General features: G+C 62.3%; 24 protein-coding genes and 1 pseudogene. 24 read left to right on the forward strand and 1 reads right to left on the reverse strand.

What is annotated here, in order from left to right; all coding sequences use genetic code 11:
* The first annotated feature begins 60 nt into the window (after nucleotides 1-60).
* From fusA to rpmD, 22 genes and pseudogenes are all read left to right on the forward strand, one after another.
* Nucleotides 61-2,193: an elongation factor G gene (gene fusA, locus GRI62_RS03715; protein ID WP_131452066.1), complete on the forward strand. Its 2,133-nt coding sequence runs from the start codon at nucleotides 61-63 to the stop codon at nucleotides 2,191-2,193.
* 109 nt (nucleotides 2,194-2,302) lie between these two features.
* Nucleotides 2,303-3,493, forward strand: a complete 1,191-nt coding sequence (tuf, locus tag GRI62_RS03720) for an elongation factor Tu (RefSeq protein ID WP_131452067.1) — start codon at nucleotides 2,303-2,305, stop codon at nucleotides 3,491-3,493.
* A gap of 327 nt (nucleotides 3,494-3,820) precedes the next feature.
* Entirely contained in the window at nucleotides 3,821-4,132 is a 312-nt protein-coding gene (rpsJ, locus tag GRI62_RS03725; RefSeq protein WP_039095569.1) for a 30S ribosomal protein S10, read from the forward strand.
* Nucleotides 4,133-4,371: 239 nt separating this feature from the next.
* Nucleotides 4,372-5,238, forward strand: coding sequence for a 50S ribosomal protein L3 (gene rplC, locus GRI62_RS03730; protein ID WP_131452068.1), 867 nt, complete (start codon nucleotides 4,372-4,374; stop codon nucleotides 5,236-5,238).
* A gap of 2 nt (nucleotides 5,239-5,240) precedes the next feature.
* Nucleotides 5,241-5,891 carry a 50S ribosomal protein L4 gene (rplD, locus tag GRI62_RS03735; protein WP_131452069.1) on the forward strand — a complete coding sequence of 217 codons (651 nt, stop codon included), beginning with the start codon at nucleotides 5,241-5,243 and terminating at the stop codon, nucleotides 5,889-5,891.
* Entirely contained in the window at nucleotides 5,891-6,202 is a 312-nt protein-coding gene (locus GRI62_RS03740; protein WP_131452070.1) for a 50S ribosomal protein L23, read from the forward strand. The genes rplD and GRI62_RS03740 overlap by 1 nt, the downstream gene beginning before the upstream one ends.
* A 4-nt stretch (nucleotides 6,203-6,206) precedes the next feature.
* Nucleotides 6,207-7,043: a 50S ribosomal protein L2 gene (gene rplB / locus GRI62_RS03745; protein ID WP_131452071.1), complete on the forward strand. Its 837-nt coding sequence runs from the start codon at nucleotides 6,207-6,209 to the stop codon at nucleotides 7,041-7,043.
* A gap of 6 nt (nucleotides 7,044-7,049) precedes the next feature.
* A complete protein-coding gene (gene rpsS, locus GRI62_RS03750; protein ID WP_131452072.1) occupies nucleotides 7,050-7,325 on the forward strand; it encodes a 30S ribosomal protein S19 in 276 nt (91 codons plus the stop codon).
* On the forward strand, nucleotides 7,325-7,702 hold the full coding sequence (gene rplV, locus GRI62_RS03755; RefSeq protein ID WP_131452073.1) for a 50S ribosomal protein L22: 378 nt from the start codon (nucleotides 7,325-7,327) through the stop codon (nucleotides 7,700-7,702). The genes rpsS and rplV overlap by 1 nt, the downstream gene beginning before the upstream one ends.
* A gap of 1 nt (nucleotide 7,703) precedes the next feature.
* Complete coding sequence (rpsC, locus tag GRI62_RS03760) at nucleotides 7,704-8,399, forward strand: 30S ribosomal protein S3 (protein WP_131452074.1); 696 nt, start codon at nucleotides 7,704-7,706, stop codon at nucleotides 8,397-8,399.
* Between the two features lie 22 nt (nucleotides 8,400-8,421).
* Nucleotides 8,422-8,853: a 50S ribosomal protein L16 gene (rplP, locus tag GRI62_RS03765; protein ID WP_131452075.1), complete on the forward strand. Its 432-nt coding sequence runs from the start codon at nucleotides 8,422-8,424 to the stop codon at nucleotides 8,851-8,853.
* A gap of 2 nt (nucleotides 8,854-8,855) precedes the next feature.
* Nucleotides 8,856-9,086 carry a 50S ribosomal protein L29 gene (rpmC, locus tag GRI62_RS03770; RefSeq protein WP_131452076.1) on the forward strand — a complete coding sequence of 77 codons (231 nt, stop codon included), beginning with the start codon at nucleotides 8,856-8,858 and terminating at the stop codon, nucleotides 9,084-9,086.
* A gap of 10 nt (nucleotides 9,087-9,096) precedes the next feature.
* Nucleotides 9,097-9,327: pseudogene (gene rpsQ, locus GRI62_RS14495) on the forward strand (30S ribosomal protein S17); the annotation flags it as partial.
* A 208-nt stretch (nucleotides 9,328-9,535) separates the two neighbouring features.
* Nucleotides 9,536-9,904, forward strand: coding sequence for a 50S ribosomal protein L14 (rplN, locus tag GRI62_RS03780; protein ID WP_047003279.1), 369 nt, complete (start codon nucleotides 9,536-9,538; stop codon nucleotides 9,902-9,904).
* On the forward strand, nucleotides 9,904-10,221 hold the full coding sequence (gene rplX, locus GRI62_RS03785) for a 50S ribosomal protein L24 (protein WP_131452078.1): 318 nt from the start codon (nucleotides 9,904-9,906) through the stop codon (nucleotides 10,219-10,221). The genes rplN and rplX overlap by 1 nt, the downstream gene beginning before the upstream one ends.
* Nucleotides 10,222-10,249: 28 nt before the next feature.
* Nucleotides 10,250-10,813 carry a 50S ribosomal protein L5 gene (rplE, locus tag GRI62_RS03790; RefSeq protein ID WP_131452079.1) on the forward strand — a complete coding sequence of 188 codons (564 nt, stop codon included), beginning with the start codon at nucleotides 10,250-10,252 and terminating at the stop codon, nucleotides 10,811-10,813.
* Nucleotides 10,814-10,840: 27 nt separating this feature from the next.
* On the forward strand, nucleotides 10,841-11,146 hold the full coding sequence (gene rpsN / locus GRI62_RS03795; RefSeq protein WP_131452080.1) for a 30S ribosomal protein S14: 306 nt from the start codon (nucleotides 10,841-10,843) through the stop codon (nucleotides 11,144-11,146).
* 13 nt (nucleotides 11,147-11,159) lie between these two features.
* A complete protein-coding gene (gene rpsH / locus GRI62_RS03800) occupies nucleotides 11,160-11,555 on the forward strand; it encodes a 30S ribosomal protein S8 (protein ID WP_131452081.1) in 396 nt (131 codons plus the stop codon).
* Nucleotides 11,555-12,088 carry a 50S ribosomal protein L6 gene (gene rplF / locus GRI62_RS03805; RefSeq protein WP_131452082.1) on the forward strand — a complete coding sequence of 178 codons (534 nt, stop codon included), beginning with the start codon at nucleotides 11,555-11,557 and terminating at the stop codon, nucleotides 12,086-12,088. The genes rpsH and rplF overlap by 1 nt, the downstream gene beginning before the upstream one ends.
* Before the next feature lies 1 nt (nucleotide 12,089).
* On the forward strand, nucleotides 12,090-12,434 hold the full coding sequence (gene rplR / locus GRI62_RS03810; RefSeq protein ID WP_131452083.1) for a 50S ribosomal protein L18: 345 nt from the start codon (nucleotides 12,090-12,092) through the stop codon (nucleotides 12,432-12,434).
* Nucleotides 12,435-12,436: 2 nt separating this feature from the next.
* Nucleotides 12,437-13,264: a 30S ribosomal protein S5 gene (rpsE, locus tag GRI62_RS14500; RefSeq protein WP_373283018.1), complete on the forward strand. Its 828-nt coding sequence runs from the start codon at nucleotides 12,437-12,439 to the stop codon at nucleotides 13,262-13,264.
* A gap of 5 nt (nucleotides 13,265-13,269) precedes the next feature.
* On the forward strand, nucleotides 13,270-13,446 hold the full coding sequence (rpmD, locus tag GRI62_RS03820; protein ID WP_131452085.1) for a 50S ribosomal protein L30: 177 nt from the start codon (nucleotides 13,270-13,272) through the stop codon (nucleotides 13,444-13,446).
* A gap of 18 nt (nucleotides 13,447-13,464) precedes the next feature.
* On the opposite strand, the gene GRI62_RS03825 is transcribed toward rpmD, so the two are convergent.
* Nucleotides 13,465-14,358 carry an FkbM family methyltransferase gene (locus tag GRI62_RS03825; protein ID WP_131452086.1) on the reverse strand — a complete coding sequence of 298 codons (894 nt, stop codon included), beginning with the start codon at nucleotides 14,356-14,358 and terminating at the stop codon, nucleotides 13,465-13,467.
* 171 nt (nucleotides 14,359-14,529) lie between these two features.
* Here GRI62_RS03825 and rplO point away from each other — a divergent pair, with 171 nt between their 5' ends.
* Nucleotides 14,530-15,066 (forward strand): 50S ribosomal protein L15, encoded by a 537-nt coding sequence (gene rplO, locus GRI62_RS03830; protein WP_131452087.1) that lies wholly within the window; start codon nucleotides 14,530-14,532, stop codon nucleotides 15,064-15,066.
* Nucleotides 15,067-15,168: 102 nt separating this feature from the next.
* The gene (gene secY, locus GRI62_RS03835) at nucleotides 15,169-16,533 is read left to right on the forward strand and encodes a preprotein translocase subunit SecY (protein ID WP_131452088.1); all 1,365 of its coding nucleotides are present in this window, start codon (nucleotides 15,169-15,171) and stop codon (nucleotides 16,531-16,533) included.
* The last annotated feature ends 25 nt before the right edge of the window (nucleotides 16,534-16,558 follow it).

Consider the following 16,558-nt stretch of genomic DNA (forward strand, 5'->3'; position numbering starts at 1 on the left):
GTCACATCTGAGACTATATGGGGCGCGACCCTTTCGTCCCCCGAACCCGAGGAATAGAACATGGCCCGCGAATATCCGCTGGAGCGCTACCGCAACATCGGCATCATGGCGCACATCGATGCCGGCAAGACCACCACGACCGAGCGTATTCTCTACTACACCGGCAAGTCCTACAAGATCGGCGAAGTGCACGACGGCGCGGCGACGATGGACTGGATGGAGCAGGAGCAGGAGCGCGGGATCACCATCACCTCGGCCGCGACCACCACGTTCTGGACGCCCGAGGATTCCAGGATGGATCCCCGCTCGGACCCCGACGCCCTGCGCGCGGAGATGCCCAAGTACCGCATCAACATCATCGACACCCCCGGGCACGTCGACTTCACCATTGAAGTCGAACGCTCGCTGCGCGTGTTGGATGGCGCGGTCGCCGTGTTCGACGGCGTCGCGGGCGTGGAACCGCAGTCCGAAACCGTGTGGCGCCAGGCCGACAAGTACGGCGTTCCTCGGATGTGCTTCATTAATAAGTTGGACCGCACCGGCGCCGATTTCTACTACTGCGTGGATTCGATCGTCGAACGCCTCGGCGCCGTGCCGTTGGTGCTCTACCTGCCGATCGGCGCGGAGAGCAGCCTGAAGGGCGTGGTCGATCTCGTCAACAACCGCGGCATCGTGTGGCAGGCCGAGGATCTCGGCGCCAAGTACGAGTTCATCGACATCCCCGAGGACATGGCCGACAAGGTCGCCGAATATCGCGAGAAGCTGTTCGAGACCATCGTCGACCAGGACGACGACGTCATGGAAGCCTACCTCGAAGGTACCGAGCCAGACGTCCCCACGATTAAGCGGCTCATCCGCAAGGGAACCATGGCGCGCGACTTCGTGCCCGTAACCTGCGGTTCGGCGTTTAAGAACAAGGGCGTCCAGCCCCTGCTCGACGCCGTGGTCGATTACATGCCGTCCCCGCTGGACGTGCCGGCGATCAAGGGCGTGCTGCCCGACAGTGACGAGGAAGCCGAGCGCCCCTCGAGCGACGACGCGCCGTTCTCGGCACTTGCCTTCAAGATCATGAACGATCCGTTCGTGGGTTCGCTGACCTTTACGCGCATCTATTCGGGCAAGCTCGGCAAGGGCATTGTCATGAACAGCGTGAAGGACAAGAAGGAGAAGATCGGCCGCATGCTGCTGATGCACTCCAACAATCGCGAAGACATCGAAGAGGCGTTCGCGGGTGACATCGTGGCGCTTGCCGGCATGAAGGACACCACCACGGGCGATACGCTGTGCGATCCCTCCAAGCCGATCATTCTCGAGCGCATGGAGTTCCCCGAACCCGTGATCGAGCTGAGCGTGGAGCCCAAGACCAAGGCCGACCAGGAGAAGATGGGCGTCGCCCTCAATCGCCTGGCTGCCGAGGATCCCAGCTTCCGCGTCAGCACCGACCACGAGAGCGGTCAGACGATTATCAAGGGCATGGGCGAGCTTCACCTCGACATCCTCGTCGATCGCATGAAGCGCGAGTTCAAGGTCGAAGCCAACGTCGGCGCGCCGCAGGTGGCCTACCGTGAATCGCTCGCTCGCGAAGTGGAGGTGACCTACACCCACAAGAAGCAGTCGGGCGGCTCCGGCCAGTTCGGCGAAGCCAAGGTTGTCGTCTCCCCCGGAGAACGCGGCCAGGGCGTGGTCTTCGAAGACCAGGTCAAGGGCGGCAACATCCCGCGCGAATACATCCCGGCAGTCGAGAAGGGCATGCGCGAGCAGGCCGAGAGCGGCTACCTGGTGGGCTTCCCGATCATCGATTTCACGATCAAGCTGGTGGACGGCAAGTACCACGATGTCGACTCCAGCACGGTGGCCTTCGAGATCACCGGTCGCGGCGCCATGCGCGAAGCGGCGGCAAAGGCCGGCATCAAGCTGCTCGAGCCGATCATGAAGGTGGAAGTCGTCACCCCCGAGGACTATCTCGGCGACGTGATCGGCGATCTCAACTCCCGCCGCGGGCAAATCCAGGGCACCGACACGCGCGGCAACGCGCAGGCGGTGACGGCCAATGTGCCATTGGCGAACATGTTCGGGTATGTGAACGAACTGCGCTCCTTCACGCAGGGCCGTGCGCAGTACTCGATGCAGTTCAGCCACTACGACGAGGTTCCCTCGAACGTGGCCCAGGAGATCAAGGAGAAGCTGGCTTAAGCAGCCTTGCGCAACTTGGGCCAAACGTCTAGGGGCGGCGCCTGATTCAGCGGGTGCCGAACCTGGACCGGTGACAATCATTTACTGACTTAATTAGAGGTTATAGAAAATGGGTAAGGCAAAATTCGAGCGGAACAAGCCGCACTGCAACATCGGCACCATCGGTCACGTCGACCATGGCAAGACCACGCTGACCGCCGCGATCACCAAGGTGATGGCCGAAGTCAACGGCGGCGAGGCCGTGGATTTCGCGAACATCGACAAGGCTCCCGAGGAGCGTGAGCGCGGCATCACCATCTCGACCGCGCACGTCGAGTACGAGACCGCCGCGCGCCATTATGCGCACGTCGATTGCCCGGGCCACGCCGACTACGTGAAGAACATGATCACCGGTGCCGCCCAGATGGACGGCGCGATCCTGGTCGTGAACGCCGCCGACGGCCCGATGCCGCAGACCCGTGAGCACATCCTGCTCGCCCGCCAGGTTGGCGTGCCCGCGCTTGTCGTGTACATGAACAAGGTCGATCAGGTCGACGACGAGGAAATCCTCGAGCTGGTCGAACTGGAAGTGCGCGAGCTGCTTTCGAGCTACGATTTCGACGGTGACAACATTCCGATCGTCAAGGGTTCGGCTCTGGCCGCTCTCGAAGGTCGCGATGCAGCCATCGGCGAGGAATCGATCAAGGCCCTGATGGAAGCCGTCGATGCGCACATCCCGCAGCCCGAGCGTCCGGTCGACAAGCCCTTCCTGATGCCGATCGAGGACGTGTTCTCGATTTCGGGTCGCGGCACCGTGGTGACCGGCCGTATCGAAAGCGGCATCGTGAACGTCGGCGACGAAATCGAGATCGTCGGTATCCGCGACACGCAGAAGACCACCGTGACCGGTGTGGAAATGTTCCGCAAGCTGCTGGACCGCGGTGAAGCTGGCGACAACGTGGGCGCCCTGCTGCGCGGCACGGGTCGTGACGACGTCGAGCGTGGCCAGGTCCTGTCCAAGCCCGGCACCGTGACCCCGCACACCGACTTCGACGCCGAGGTCTACGTGCTGTCGAAGGACGAAGGCGGCCGTCACACGCCGTTCTTCGCCAACTACCGCCCGCAGTTCTACTTCCGCACGACCGACGTGACGGGCGAAGTGGTCCTGCCCGAAGGCACCGAGATGGTCATGCCCGGCGACAACGTGTCGATCGGCGTGAAGCTGATCGCCCCGATCGCCATGGACGAAGGTCTGCGCTTCGCCATCCGCGAGGGCGGCCGTACGGTCGGCTCGGGTGTGGTCGCCAAGATCACCAAGTAACTTCTTCCCTTAGGGGTAAGAGAGGTCAGGGCCCGTTCCTCATCACGAGGGGCGGGCCCTTCGCCTTTTTATGGAAGCGCCGTTTTCATCCCCCCTGGCTGTTTGCTTGTGGATTGAACTGAATTCCCCGAATTCGGGGGTTGCCAGGCGGGGGCACTCCCCGTATAGGCCCGTCCATCGCCGGGGAATCGCTGATCAAGCGGGTCCACGGCAAACGAAATTCACGGGAAGGCCGCCCGCTTCGGGAAACCGGATCTAAGCGGGGCTGGCCCTTTTTGTTTTGGCAGGTTCGCTTGCCATTGGCTCATTCGCATCGGTAGTTGGAACATGGACGCTCAGAATATCCGTATTCGCCTCAAGGCCTTTGATCACCGCGTGCTCGATCAGGCTACTGGAGAGATTGCAGACACCGCCCGCCGTACCGGCGCGCTCATTCGTGGTCCCATTCCTCTGCCGACGCGTATCGAGAAGTTCACCGTGAACCGCGGTCCGCACGTCGACAAGAAGTCGCGCGAGCAGTTCGAGGTTCGCACCTACAAGCGGTTGCTCGACATCGTGCAGCCGAACGCCCAGACCGTGGACGCGCTCATGAAGCTCGATCTGGCCGCCGGCGTGAACGTAGAGATCAAGCTCGCCTGATAGGGTGAGGTGCCCCGGTCAGTCCGGGGCGACCGGTTCCGCCAGGAACCGTGAAGACAGCGCCCGGTGAGATATCGCCGGGACACAAGGAATACCGCCGGATCTCTTCCGGGCTGCGTTCCCCGTCTCGCTTTCCCTCGGGAAGGCAATTCAGCCCGGACGGGGCTTCGCATGACAACCAGGGCTGAGCACGCACCTGCGGGATGGTCCCGCTGGTGCCTCTGTTAGGAGTTTGGATCATGCGCACTGGCGTGATCGCGAAAAAAGTCGGGATGACCCGCTTGTTCCAGGAGGATGGACGTCACGTTCCCGTGACCGTTCTTTCGCTGGAAGGATGCCAGGTTACCGGAAACCGCACGGCCGATCGCGACGGCTACTTCTCCGTTCAGCTCGGCGCTGGCGATGCGAAGCACAAGAACGTCAACAAGCCGCAGCGCGAAGCCTTCGCCAAGGCCGAAGTCGGCTTGAAGCAGAAGGTCGCGGAATTCCGCGTCGATAACGAGGACGGGCTCCTCCCCGTCGGCGCGACGATCACTGCGGATCATTTCATCGCCGGCCAGATGGTCGACGTTACCGGCCACACCGTCGGTAAGGGCTTTGCCGGCGTTATGAAGCGCTGGGGCTTCGGCGGTCTGCGTGCCACCCACGGTGTGTCGGTCAGTCACCGTTCGCACGGTTCGACGGGCCAGCGCCAGGATCCGGGCAAGGTCTTCAAGAACAAGAAGATGGCCGGCCACATGGGCGATCGTCAGCGCACTCAGCAGAACCTCGAAATCGTGCGCACCGACGCCGACCGCGGTCTGATCTTCGTGAAGGGCTCTGTGCCCGGTTCGAAGAACGGCTGGCTCCTGGTCAAGGACGCCGTCAAGCTTCCGCTTCCCGAAGGTGTGCCGTTCCCCGGTGCCATGCGCCGCAACGCGGATGAGACGCGCAGCGACAATGCGGCGCCCGGCCTGGTCGAGAGCAATGCCGAGCACGAGGTCAACCAGCAGGTTTCCGCCGAGCAGCAGGAAGAACTGCTGAAGACCCAGGAAGCTGGCGCGGACGATGAAATCACCGCGGCCGAGGGTGGCGATGCTACCTCGGGCGAAAGCAAGGAGTCCTGATCGTGAAGGTCAAGGTCCAGAAAATTGACGGCAGTGCCGTCTCCGGCAACGGTTCGGAGGTCGAGCTTGCCGACGACGTGTTTGGGGTTGAGCCGCGTGCCGACATCCTTCATCGCGTCGTCACCTGGCAGCTCGAAAACCGCCGCGCTACGGCCCGTCCGACGCGCGAACGCGCCGACGTCGCCCGCACCGGCAAGAAGTGGGGTCGCCAGAAGGGCGGCGGCACGGCGCGTCACGGCGATCGTGCAGCCCCGATCTTCATCGGAGGCGGCAAGGCCCACGGCGCCCGCAAACGCGACTTCGAGCAGCAGCTCAACAAGAAGGTGCGTGCCCTTGGTCTGAAGATGGCCTTGTCGAGCAAGGCGAAGGACGGTCTCGTGATCGTCGACAGCCTTGAGCTTGCCGATGCCAAGACCAAGGCGCTCAAGGGTCACCTCGACAAGAACGGCTGGACCGGCAAGGTGCTGGTCATCGGCGGGGACAGCGTGGACGATGGTTTTGTCAAGTCGGCCCGCAACCTGCACGGCGTCAACGTTCTGCCGGCGATGGGTGCCAACGTCTACGACATCCTCAACCACGATACGCTGGTGCTCACCACCGACGCGATCGAAAAGCTGGAGGCGCGTTTCGCCCCGGCCGGAGGTGCTAAGTAATGGCCAAGAAGCAGGAAATGGACGCCCGTCATTACGACGTGATCCGCGCGCCGCACATCACCGAGAAGTCGACGCTGCTCTCCGAGCATAACGCGGTCGTGTTCAAGGTGGCCAACGATGCGACCAAGCCGCAGATCAAGGCCGCCGTGGAAGCGCTGTACGACGTCAAGGTCGCCGGCGTGAACACGATGGTCGTCAAGGGCAAGTCGAAGCGCTGGAAGGGCAAGCCCTACAAGCGTACCGATATGAAGAAGGCGATCGTCACCCTGGCCGAAGGTCAGTCGGTCGACATCACCGAAGGCGTGAGCTGATCCGATGGCACTGAAGAATTACAAACCGACGAGCCCGGCGCGCCGCGCCCTGGTCCTGGTCGACAAGACCGGCCTGCACAAGGGCGGCCCCGTCAAGTCGCTTACCGAGGGCAAGCGCAAGACCGGTGGCCGTAACAACAAGGGCCACATTACCTCGCGCGGCAAGGGCGGCGGCAACAAGCAGAAGTATCGTTTCATCGACTTCAAGCGCCGCAAGTGGGACGTGGAAGGCACCGTGGAGCGGATCGAATACGATCCCAACCGCACGGCCTTTATCGCGCTCATCAAGTATGATGACGGCGAACTCGCTTACATCATCGCTCCCAACCGTCTCGCTCCCGGCGAGAAGGTCGTGGCCGGTGAGAAGGTCGACACCAAGCCTGGCAACGCCATGCTGCTGGGCCAGATGCCGGTCGGCACCATCATCCACAACGTGGAGATGAAGCCGGGCAAGGGCGGCCAGATCGCCCGCTCGGCAGGCACCTACGTGCAGCTCGTCGGTCGTGACCGCGGCATGGTGATCGTGCGCCTCAACAGCGGAGAGCAGCGTTATCTGCGGTCCGATTGCATGGGCACGGTCGGTTCGGTTTCAAACCCGGACAACCAGAACCAGAACCTGGGCAAGGCCGGTCGCAAGCGTCACATGGGTGTGAAGCCCCTGACGCGCGGCGTTGCCAAGAACCCGGTCGACCACCCGCACGGCGGCGGCGAAGGCCGCACCAGCGGTGGCCGTCACCCGGTCACTCCGTGGGGCAAGCCGACCAAGGGCGCCCGCACCCGCAAGAACAAGCAGACGGACAAGATGATCATCCGTTCGCGTCACGCGAAGAAGAAGAGGTAACCCGGCATGGCACGTTCCGTCTGGAAAGGTCCGTTTGTCGACCTGCACCTTCTGAAGAAGGCGCAGGAAGCACAGGACGCTAGCAATTCGAAGCCGATCAAGACCTGGTCGCGTCGTTCGACGATCCTGCCGGATTTCGTCGGCCTGACGTTCAGCGTCTACAACGGGCAGAAGTTCGTGCCCGTGTCGGTCAGCGAGGAAATGGTCGGTCACAAGCTCGGCGAGTTCGCACCCACGCGCAACTTCCCCGGCCACGCAGCCGACAAGAAGGGTAAGCGATAATGGGCAAGGCCAAGTCCCCCCGTCGCGTCGCCGAGAACGAGGCGCTGGCTGTAGGCACGACCATTCGTGGTTCGGCCCAGAAGCTGAACCTCGTGGCGGCGCTGATCCGCGGCAAGAAGGCCGAGGATGCCCTTAACATCCTCTCCTTCTCCAAGCGCGCCATGGCTCGTGATGCGAAGAAGGTGCTGGCTTCGGCCATCGCCAACGCAGAGAACAACCACGATCTCGATGTCGACGCGCTCGTCGTCGCCGAGGCGTCGGTTGGCAAATCGATCACCATGAAGCGGTTCGCCACGCGCGGCCGCGGCAAGTCCACGCGTATCCTCAAGCCGTTCAGCCGGCTGCGGATCGTCGTTCGCGAAGACGAGGAGGCGTAAGATGGGTCACAAGAGCAATCCGATCGGTCTGCGTCTGCAGATCAACCGCACCTGGGACAGCCGGTGGTATGCGGAGGGCAGCGCCTATGCGCAGCTGCTCAAAGAAGACATCATGATCCGCAAGTACATCGTCGAGACCCTGCCGCAGGCGGCGATCTCGAAGGTGGTGATCGAGCGTCCGGCCAAGCTTTGTCGCATCTCCATCTATGCCGCGCGCCCCGGCGTGATCATCGGCAAGAAGGGCGCGGACATCGAAAAGCTGCGCTCCAGGCTTGCAAAGATGACCAACAGCGAGGTGAAGCTGAACATCGTTGAGATCCGCAAGCCGGAAATCGACGCCAAGCTCGTCGCCCAGGGCATTGCCGACCAGCTGGTTCGCCGCGTGGCGTTCCGCCGGGCCATGAAACGCGCGATGCAGTCCGCCATGCGTCTTGGTGCCGAGGGCATCAAGGTCATGTGTGGCGGTCGTCTCGGCGGTGCGGAAATTGCCCGTGTGGAGCAGTACCGCGAAGGCCGGGTGCCGCTGCACACGCTGCGCGCCAACGTCGATTATGCCGAAGCCGAGGCGCTGACCGCCTATGGCGTGATCGGCATCAAGTGCTGGATCTTCAAGGGCGAAATCTTCGCCCACGACCCGATGGCGCAGGACCGTCTCATGATGGAAGCGCAGACCTCGGGCGTGCGCCCCGCGCGCTGATTGCAGGACATAGGAAAGAACCATGCTGCAACCGAAAAAGACCAAGTACCGCAAGGCCTTCAAGGGCAAGATCCATGGCGTTGCCAAGGGCGGTACGGACCTGAACTTCGGTTCCTACGGCCTCAAGGCCATGGAACCCGAGCGTATCACCGCCCGCCAGATCGAGGCCGCGCGTCGTGCGATCACGCGGCACATCAAGCGCCAGGGGCGTTTGTGGATCCGCGTGTTCCCCGACCTTCCGGTCTCGAAGAAGCCGGCCGAAGTCCGTCAGGGCAAGGGCAAGGGCTCGATCGAATACTGGGCAGCACGGGTCAAGCCGGGCCGCATCCTGTTCGAGCTTGACGGTGTTCCCGGCCCGCTTGCCGCGGAAGCTTTCGAGCGCGCCGCGATGAAGCTGCCGATCAAGACCAAGGTCGTCGCCCGTCTGGGTGACACCTCGCACCTGGGAGCCTGACGATGGCCAAGACGGACCAGAAGAAGACGGGCAAGTTGGAAGATCTTCGCACCAAGAGCGATGACCAGCTCGCCGAGAACCTCGTGATGCTGAAGAAGGAGCAGTTCAACCTGCGCTTCCAGGCCGCGACCAACCAGCTAGAGCGTTCGGCCCGCGTGCGTGAGGTTCGCCGCGAGATCGCCCAGATCAAGACGCTTCAGGGTGAACGCACCCGCGAAGCGAGCAAGGCGTAAGGAACAGACCATGCCGAAGCGTATCCTGACCGGTGTCGTCACATCCGACAAGACCGACAAGACCGTGACCGTGAAGGTCGAACGCCGCGTGAAGCACCCGCTTTACGGGAAGATCATCAAGCGTTCGAAGAAGTATCACGCGCACGACGAGAGCAACGAGTACGTCGTTGGCGATACCGTCCGCATCGAAGAGACGCGGCCGATCTCCAAGACCAAGACCTGGGCGGTCCTCGATCGCCTGCGGGCAAGCAAGGGTTCGGAAGTCGAGGCTAATCTCGACGTGAAGGAATCCCAGCCTACCGGTGCTCCGGAAGAGAAGAAGGAAGCTGCCCGCAAGGCTGCGACCAAGACCACCGAAGCCGAGGCCGAAACGGCCGACGCCGAGTAAAGACGTTTTCGGAACTGCCGGACACCTGTTCCGGCAAGCCAAGTGAGAAGGAACCGGATCTATGATCCAGATGCAGTCCAATCTCGACGTCGCGGACAACAGCGGCGCAAAGCGCGTCCAGTGCATCAAGGTGCTGGGTGGCTCTAAGCGCCGGACCGCGAGTGTCGGGGACGTGATCGTGGTTTCCGTTAAGGAAGCCCAGCCACGCGCCAAGGTTAAGAAGGGCGACGTTCATCGCGCCGTGATCGTGCGCACCCGCAAGGACGTCCGTCGTCCTGACGGCAGCGTGATCCGCTTCGATTCGAACGCCGCGGTCCTCGTCAACAAGAACGAGGAGCCGATCGGCACCCGTATCTTTGGCCCGGTCGTGCGCGAACTGCGCGGCAAGGGCTTCATGAAGATCATCAGCCTTGCTCCGGAGGTGCTGTGATGGGCGCTGCGAAGATCAAGAAGGGTGACACCGTCGTCGTGCTGACCGGCAAGGATCGGGGCCAGACCGGAACCGTCCAGCAGGTTATGTCCAAGGACGGCAAGGTCCTGGTGGAGGGCATCAACGTGATGACCCGTCACCGCAAGGCGAGCCAGACCAACCCGCAGGGTGGCATCGACCGCGTGCCGGCGCCGATGGCGATCAGCAACGTCGCGATCGCCGATAAGGATGGCAAGCCTACCCGCGTGCGTTTCGAAACCAGGGACGGCAAGAAGGTGCGCGTGGCCGTCAAGTCCGGGGAGACGATCAGTGGCTAACGAATCTGGGGCGACTTATACCCCCCGCATGAAGCAGCGCTACGCGGACGAAATTGCGAAGGCGATGACCGAGAAGTTCGGTTACAAGAACGCAATGGAAGTGCCCAGGCTGTCCAAGATCACGCTCAACATGGGTGTGGGCGAGGCGAGCCAGGACAAGAAGAAGGTCCAGGTTGCAGCCGAGGAAATGGAAGCGATTGCCGGGCAGAAGCCGGTGATCACCAAGGCGAAGAAGTCGATCGCGCAGTTCAAGCTGCGTGAAGGCATGCCGATCGGTGCCAAGGTAACCTTGCGCCGCGACCGGATGTTCGAATTCCTCGATCGCTTGGTGACCATCGCGATGCCTCGCATCCGAGATTTCCGTGGCCTCAACCCGAAGTCGTTCGATGGCAATGGCAACTATGCCATGGGCATCAAGGAGCAGATCATCTTTCCGGAGGTCAGCTACGACAAGATCGAGAAGGTGCGTGGCATGGACATCATCGTCACCACCACCGCCAAGACCGACGATGAAGCGCGCGAGCTGCTTCGCCTGTTCGGTTTCCCGTTCCCGGCCGAGCAGTCGGAAGAAAATGCAAAGGAAGCGGCATAAGCCGCTGAGGAAGAGAGCTTAAGTCCAATGGCGAAACTGAGTTCCATCAACAAGAACGAGAAGCGCAAGCAGCTCGTCAAGAAGTATGCCGGCAAGTATGCCAAGCTGAAGGCCGTGGCCGACGACGAGTCGCTCGATGAAACCGAGCGTCTCATGGCTCGCCTGAAGATGGCCGAATTGCCGCGCAACGCGAACCCGACCCGGGTGCGCAATCGCTGCAACACCACCGGCCGCCCGCGCGGTTACTACCGCAAGTTCGGCGTCAACCGCATCGAACTGCGCAACCTCGGTAACAAGGGCCTGATTCCGGGCCTGACCAAGTCGAGCTGGTGAGGAGTATCCAAGGATGGCAATGACCGATCCCCTGGGTGACATGCTCACCCGTATCCGCAATGGCCAGCAGGCGAAGAAGGATTCCGTCCTTTCGCCGGCGTCGCGCCTGCGTGCTAACGTGCTCGAGGTGCTTCAGCGTGAAGGCTATATTCGTGGCTACAGCGAGGACACCACCGGTAAGCACAAGGCGCTTCGCATCGAGCTGAAGTATTTCGAAGGCGAGCCGGCGATCAAGCATATCGCTCGCGTCTCGCGTCCGGGCCGCCGCATCTATTCGGGCTCCAAGGAGCTGCCGATGGTGCGCAACGGCCTTGGCATCACCATCGTCTCGACGCCGAAGGGCGTGCTTTCGGACAACGAAGCGCGCAACGACAACGTCGGTGGCGAAGTGCTGGCGGAGGTGTTCTGATGAGCCGCATCGGTAAAGTCCCGGTGGCGCTCCCCAGCGGAGTGACTGCCAAGATCGAGAACGGCGCTCTCACCGTAAAGGGCCCCAAGGGGGATCTTTCGATGAGCACGTCGGACCTGATCTCGTACGAGATCGAGGACGGTCAGATCGTCGTGAAGCCCGCCAACGGCACCCGTCAGGCGCGCCAGTTCTGGGGCATGCAGCGTACGCTGGTGTCGAATCTGGTCGAAGGCGTCACCGACGGCTTCCAGAAGGTCCTGAACATCACCGGCGTTGGCTACCGTGCGCAGGCCCAGGGCAAGTCGCTCAAGCTGCAGCTCGGCTTCAGTCACGATGTCGATCTCGAAGTGCCGGAAGGCCTCGAGGTGAAGACTCCCGATCAGACGACGATCGAGATTTCCGGCATCGACAAGCAGCAGGTCGGGCAGTTCGCTGCCGAGGTCCGCGAATGGCGCAAGCCCGAGCCTTACAAGGGCAAGGGTGTGAAGTATCGCGGCGAGTTTGTCTTCCGCAAGGAAGGGAAGAAGAAGTAAGATGGCAAAGCTCTCTCTCTTTGAACGCCGTCGCCGCCGTGTGCGCACCGCATTGCGCAAGCGTGCGGGCGGCAAGCCCCGCCTGTCCGTGCACCGCACCGGCAAGCATATCTACGCGCAGGTCATCGACGATGCGGACGGCCGCACGATCGCGGCAGCCAGCACGCTTGGCGGTGATACGTCGGGCGCCAACGTCGATGCCGCTGCCAAGGTCGGCAAGGACGTAGCCGCTGCCGCCGTCAAGGCTGGCGTGACGACTGTCGTGTTCGATCGCGGCGGGTTCCTGTTCCATGGTCGCGTCAAGGCGCTGGCCGATGCCGCTCGCGAAGGCGGGCTGGAGTTCTGATGATGGCCGACGAGAACAACACCAACGATAACGCGGCGACCAAGGTCGACAACGGGGGTTCCACCCCGACCCCGACGACTGCCGAGACCGAAGCTTCGATCAACCAGGATGCCGCACAGGCCGGCGACGGCAACCCGCGTGAAGCACGTGGCGGAGGCCGTGGTGACAATCGCGGTGGACGTGGCGGCGACAACCGCGGTGGCGGTCCAGGCCGTGGCGGCCGTGATGGTGGCGGCCGTGGTCGCGGTGGCCGTGACGATCGCCGTGGCGGTCGCGGCGGAGACGACGATGGTGGTGAGGAGCTGATCGAGAAGCTCGTCCATATCAATCGCGTTGCCAAGGTGGTGAAGGGCGGCAAGCGCTTCGGTTTCGCTGCGCTGGTCGTGGTGGGTGACGGCAAGGGCCGCGTCGGCTTCGGCCACGGCAAGGCCCGTGAAGTGCCCGAGGCCATCAACAAGGCGACTGCCGCTGCCAAGAAGAAGATGATCCGCGTTCCGCTCAAGGAAGGCCGCACTCTGCACCACGACGGCAAGGGCCATTTCGGCGCCGGCCGGGTGAATGTTCGTTCGGCTCCGGCAGGTACCGGCATCATCGCCGGCGGCCCGATGCGCGCGGTGTTCGAAAGCCTGGGTGTCCACGACGTGGTCACCAAGTCGATCGGCACCAGCAACCCCTACAACATGATCCGCGCTACTTTCGACGCCCTGGTGAACCAGTCGTCGCCCAAGTCGGTGGCCCAGCGTCGTGGCAAGAAGGTCGCTGACCTGCTCGGCCGCGGTGGCGCGAGCACGGTCGAGGCGGAAGCCGAAGCCGCGGCGATTGCGGAGTAAACGACATGGCTACCATCAAGATCAAGCAGATCGGTTCGCCGATCCGTCGACCCAAGGATCAGCGGCAGACGCTGATCGGCCTGGGTCTCAACAAGATGCACAAGGTCGTGGAGGTGCAGGACACCCCCGAGGTTCGTGGTGCCCTGCGCAAGCTGCCGCACATGGTAACGATCGTCGACTGACCCTCTAGGCGGGCCGCGTTATAGTGACGCGGCCCGCACTTCGCTGTCCATGTCGGACGGCAAGAAAAGGTAGTCGGCTTCTTCGCTGGAAAAGACGCCGTCGCAAGGCTCTAATCTTACTTGATGTATCAAGCCAAGTTTGAGGGCCGGTGCAAACTTGTACATGCGATATCCTGCCAGGATCTCAGACATCCGCGTTCCGTAGGCATCGAGCGCTTTTAAGGTCGATTCAGAGAATTCCGCCCAAATGGCCGGCTTGTCCCGTGTAATTGTTTCGGCCAAGCCCATTAAGACCTGCGGTTCAAATCCCTGAACATCGATTTTGATCGCGTCGATGGGCCCCAAGTTCTGTTCTCTTACAACGTCGTCTCCGCGTGCAACTGGTAGCCGAACTTCGATTGCATCGTTGGGCGCGAAATCAGGATCAAAGCTGCCCACCCCTTGTCCGCCGCAACCACGCGGTGGTTGGTAGAAAATCAGCGTGTCGGCGTGATCGGCAAGGCCCATCGGCATCGCCACAACCTTCAGTCCGGGGTTGCGCGCAATGTTGGCTTCGAGCCTCTCAAAAATTGCTGGGTTTGGTTCGAAAGCGACGACATTGCTAAAGGCTTTAGCAAATGTCAGGCTGTGACCGCCGATATTCGCGCCAACATCTAGCAAAGTCCTCCTTCTCTTTTGTGGTATCAGAGAAAGGAAAAGCTGTTTCTGCCGCGTCTCGTAGCCCTTAAGCGCCGCGATTTGCCACTCGACATAGCTTGTCAGGTCACACTCAATTTTGATGCCGTCATTCTCGACGACGATCTCGTCGCTCGGCGCCTGCGGCACGAGCGCGCGTGCCGCCCGTTCGCCGCCTCGAAGATGGCGAAGTGGGCTTAAAGAACGGACGAGTGCAAGCCGAGTTGCTGTTGCCATGGCAGGTAGTTTCCGAGCGTTTTAGGGGAATGTCCTCCTGTCTCGCATGGGCAAACGCCTCTCGGCAAGCGATTGTTGCCTGACCACGATTCATTGGTGACAAATCGGCAACGGGGCTCTACAGGCGCCACCTTCCTATCAGCGCGAACAAAGCGAAAGCGAGTGCACACCATGAAACTTAACGACATCCGCGACAACGAAGGCGCCCGCAAGAGCCGTATCCGCGTGGGCCGCGGTATCGGCTCGGGCAAGGGCAAGACTGCCGGACGTGGTCAGAAGGGCCAGAAGAGCCGTTCGGGCGTCGCCATCAAGGGCTTCGAGGGCGGCCAGATGCCGCTCCACATGCGGCTTCCCAAGCGCGGCTTCAACAATCCGTTCTCCAAGGACTATGCCGAGGTCAACGTCGGCATGATCCAGAAACTGATCGATGCTGGCAATCTGGACGCGAATGGCACGCTCGACCACGAGGCGCTGAAGGCGGCCGGCGTGGCGCGCGGTGGCAAGGACGGCGTGCGCCTGCTCGGCAAGGGTGAGATTACCGCCAAGTTGGCGTTCAAGGTCGCCGGCGCGTCGAAGGGCGCCATCGAGGCTGTCGAGAAGGCCGGCGGTTCGGTCGAGATCATTGACCGGGGTCCGTCCGAGCACGAAAAGAAGACCGCTCGCCGCGAGGTCAACAAGGCCGCGAAGGCCGACAGGGCCAAGGCCTGACAGGAAAAGCGAGGCGCGGGTTCGACAACGGGCCCGCGCTTCCCTATCTAGCCTTCCTCAAGCCGGGAGGGACCGGCGGCAGACCAGGATCGAACACATTCTATGGCATCGCGCGCCGACAATATCGCCAGCTCGCTGAGCTTCGCCAACTTTTCCAAGGCGACCGAGCTCAAGCAGCGCATCTGGTTCACGATCGGGGCGCTGATCGTCTTCCGTCTCCTCAGCTTCGTGCCGTTGCCGGGCGTCAACCCGGCTGCGCTGTCCGATCTCTACGATCAGACCCGCGGCGGTATCCTCGACATGTTCAACATGTTCTCGGGCGGCTCGCTTGAACGCATGAGCCTGATCGCGCTTGGCGTGATGCCTTACATCACGGCCTCGATCGTCATCCAGATGGCCGCCTCGCTGCACCCCAGCCTGATGGCGCTGAAGAAGGAAGGCGAGGCCGGGCGCAAGAAGCTCAATCAGTATACCCGTTACGGCACCGTACTTTTGTGCGCGATCCAGGGCTGGTTCCTCGCCAGCGGCCTGGAGGCCTATGCTGCGCAAAGCGGGCTTGCCGCCGTGGTCGAACCGGGCGTGATGTTCCGCATCGTCGCGGTCATCAACCTCGTGGGCGGCACGATGTTCCTGCTGTGGCTGGGCGAGCAGATCACCAGTCGCGGCATCGGCAACGGCGTATCGCTCATCATCATGGCGGGCATTGTCGCCCAGTTCCCGACGTTTACCGCGAACCTTTTCGAAGGCGGCCGCACCGGGTCGATCAGCGGCGTGGTGATCGGTGGCTTCATCGTGATGCTTGTGGGGCTGATCCTCGTGATCTGTTTCTTCGAGCGCGCACAGCGTCGTCTGCTGATCCAGTATCCCAAGCGCGCCACGCAGCGCGGCGGCATGCAGGCCGATCGCAGCCACCTGCCGTTGAAGCTCAATACCGCGGGCGTCATTCCGCCGATTTTTGCCAGCTCGCTGCTGCTGCTGCCGCTGACGATTACCCAGTTCGCCGGCAACTCGATCGACACGACGACCAGCACCGGTGCGTTCGTGCAGAGCCTCAACCAGTACTTGGCGCACGGGCAGCCGCTGTACATGGCGCTTTATGCTGCCGGCATCATCTTCTTCGCCTTCTTCTACACCGCGGTCGTGTTCAACCCGGAGGACACGGCTGACAACCTGAAGAAGCAGGGTGGGTTCATCCCCGGCATCCGTCCGGGCAAGCGCACCGCCGAATATCTTGACTATGTCCTCACGCGGATCACGGTGATCGGTGCCATCTATCTGACACTGGTATGCGTCATTCCCGAATGGGGCATCGCGCAAACGGGCATCCCTCTGTTCCTCGGCGGCACCAGCCTGTTGATCGTGGTGAACGTGACGGTCGACACCATCAGCCAGATCCAGTCGCACCTGCTGGCGCACCAGTACGGCGATCTGATCAAGAAGGCGAAGTTGAAGGGTCGCCTGCGCTAGTCTAGCCAGAAGGCTTGGTTGGCAC

The sequence above is a fragment of the Aurantiacibacter arachoides genome, from assembly GCF_009827335.1.
In the GTDB taxonomy this organism is placed as follows: Bacteria; Pseudomonadota; Alphaproteobacteria; order Sphingomonadales; family Sphingomonadaceae; genus Alteraurantiacibacter; species Alteraurantiacibacter arachoides.

What these genes read in the sequence shown, in the direction of transcription:
- fusA (WP_131452066.1), top strand. Translation starts at nt 61, where the DNA reads ATGGCCCGCGAATATCCGCTGGAGCGCTACCGCAACATCGGCATCATG.
- tuf (WP_131452067.1), top strand. Translation starts at nt 2,303, where the DNA reads ATGGGTAAGGCAAAATTCGAGCGGAACAAGCCGCACTGCAACATCGGC.
- rpsJ (WP_039095569.1), top strand. Translation starts at nt 3,821, where the DNA reads ATGGACGCTCAGAATATCCGTATTCGCCTCAAGGCCTTTGATCACCGC.
- rplC (WP_131452068.1), top strand. Translation starts at nt 4,372, where the DNA reads ATGCGCACTGGCGTGATCGCGAAAAAAGTCGGGATGACCCGCTTGTTC.
- GRI62_RS03740 (WP_131452070.1), top strand. Translation starts at nt 5,891, where the DNA reads ATGGCCAAGAAGCAGGAAATGGACGCCCGTCATTACGACGTGATCCGC.
- rplB (WP_131452071.1), top strand. Translation starts at nt 6,207, where the DNA reads ATGGCACTGAAGAATTACAAACCGACGAGCCCGGCGCGCCGCGCCCTG.
- rpsS (WP_131452072.1), top strand. Translation starts at nt 7,050, where the DNA reads ATGGCACGTTCCGTCTGGAAAGGTCCGTTTGTCGACCTGCACCTTCTG.
- rplV (WP_131452073.1), top strand. Translation starts at nt 7,325, where the DNA reads ATGGGCAAGGCCAAGTCCCCCCGTCGCGTCGCCGAGAACGAGGCGCTG.
- rpsC (WP_131452074.1), top strand. Translation starts at nt 7,704, where the DNA reads ATGGGTCACAAGAGCAATCCGATCGGTCTGCGTCTGCAGATCAACCGC.
- rplP (WP_131452075.1), top strand. Translation starts at nt 8,422, where the DNA reads ATGCTGCAACCGAAAAAGACCAAGTACCGCAAGGCCTTCAAGGGCAAG.
- rpmC (WP_131452076.1), top strand. Translation starts at nt 8,856, where the DNA reads ATGGCCAAGACGGACCAGAAGAAGACGGGCAAGTTGGAAGATCTTCGC.
- rplN (WP_047003279.1), top strand. Translation starts at nt 9,536, where the DNA reads ATGATCCAGATGCAGTCCAATCTCGACGTCGCGGACAACAGCGGCGCA.
- rplX (WP_131452078.1), top strand. Translation starts at nt 9,904, where the DNA reads ATGGGCGCTGCGAAGATCAAGAAGGGTGACACCGTCGTCGTGCTGACC.
- rplE (WP_131452079.1), top strand. Translation starts at nt 10,250, where the DNA reads ATGAAGCAGCGCTACGCGGACGAAATTGCGAAGGCGATGACCGAGAAG.
- rpsN (WP_131452080.1), top strand. Translation starts at nt 10,841, where the DNA reads ATGGCGAAACTGAGTTCCATCAACAAGAACGAGAAGCGCAAGCAGCTC.
- rpsH (WP_131452081.1), top strand. Translation starts at nt 11,160, where the DNA reads ATGGCAATGACCGATCCCCTGGGTGACATGCTCACCCGTATCCGCAAT.
- rplF (WP_131452082.1), top strand. Translation starts at nt 11,555, where the DNA reads ATGAGCCGCATCGGTAAAGTCCCGGTGGCGCTCCCCAGCGGAGTGACT.
- rplR (WP_131452083.1), top strand. Translation starts at nt 12,090, where the DNA reads ATGGCAAAGCTCTCTCTCTTTGAACGCCGTCGCCGCCGTGTGCGCACC.
- rpsE (WP_373283018.1), top strand. Translation starts at nt 12,437, where the DNA reads ATGGCCGACGAGAACAACACCAACGATAACGCGGCGACCAAGGTCGAC.
- rpmD (WP_131452085.1), top strand. Translation starts at nt 13,270, where the DNA reads ATGGCTACCATCAAGATCAAGCAGATCGGTTCGCCGATCCGTCGACCC.
- GRI62_RS03825 (WP_131452086.1), bottom strand. Translation starts at nt 14,358, where the DNA reads ATGGCAACAGCAACTCGGCTTGCACTCGTCCGTTCTTTAAGCCCACTT.
- rplO (WP_131452087.1), top strand. Translation starts at nt 14,530, where the DNA reads ATGAAACTTAACGACATCCGCGACAACGAAGGCGCCCGCAAGAGCCGT.
- secY (WP_131452088.1), top strand. Translation starts at nt 15,169, where the DNA reads ATGGCATCGCGCGCCGACAATATCGCCAGCTCGCTGAGCTTCGCCAAC.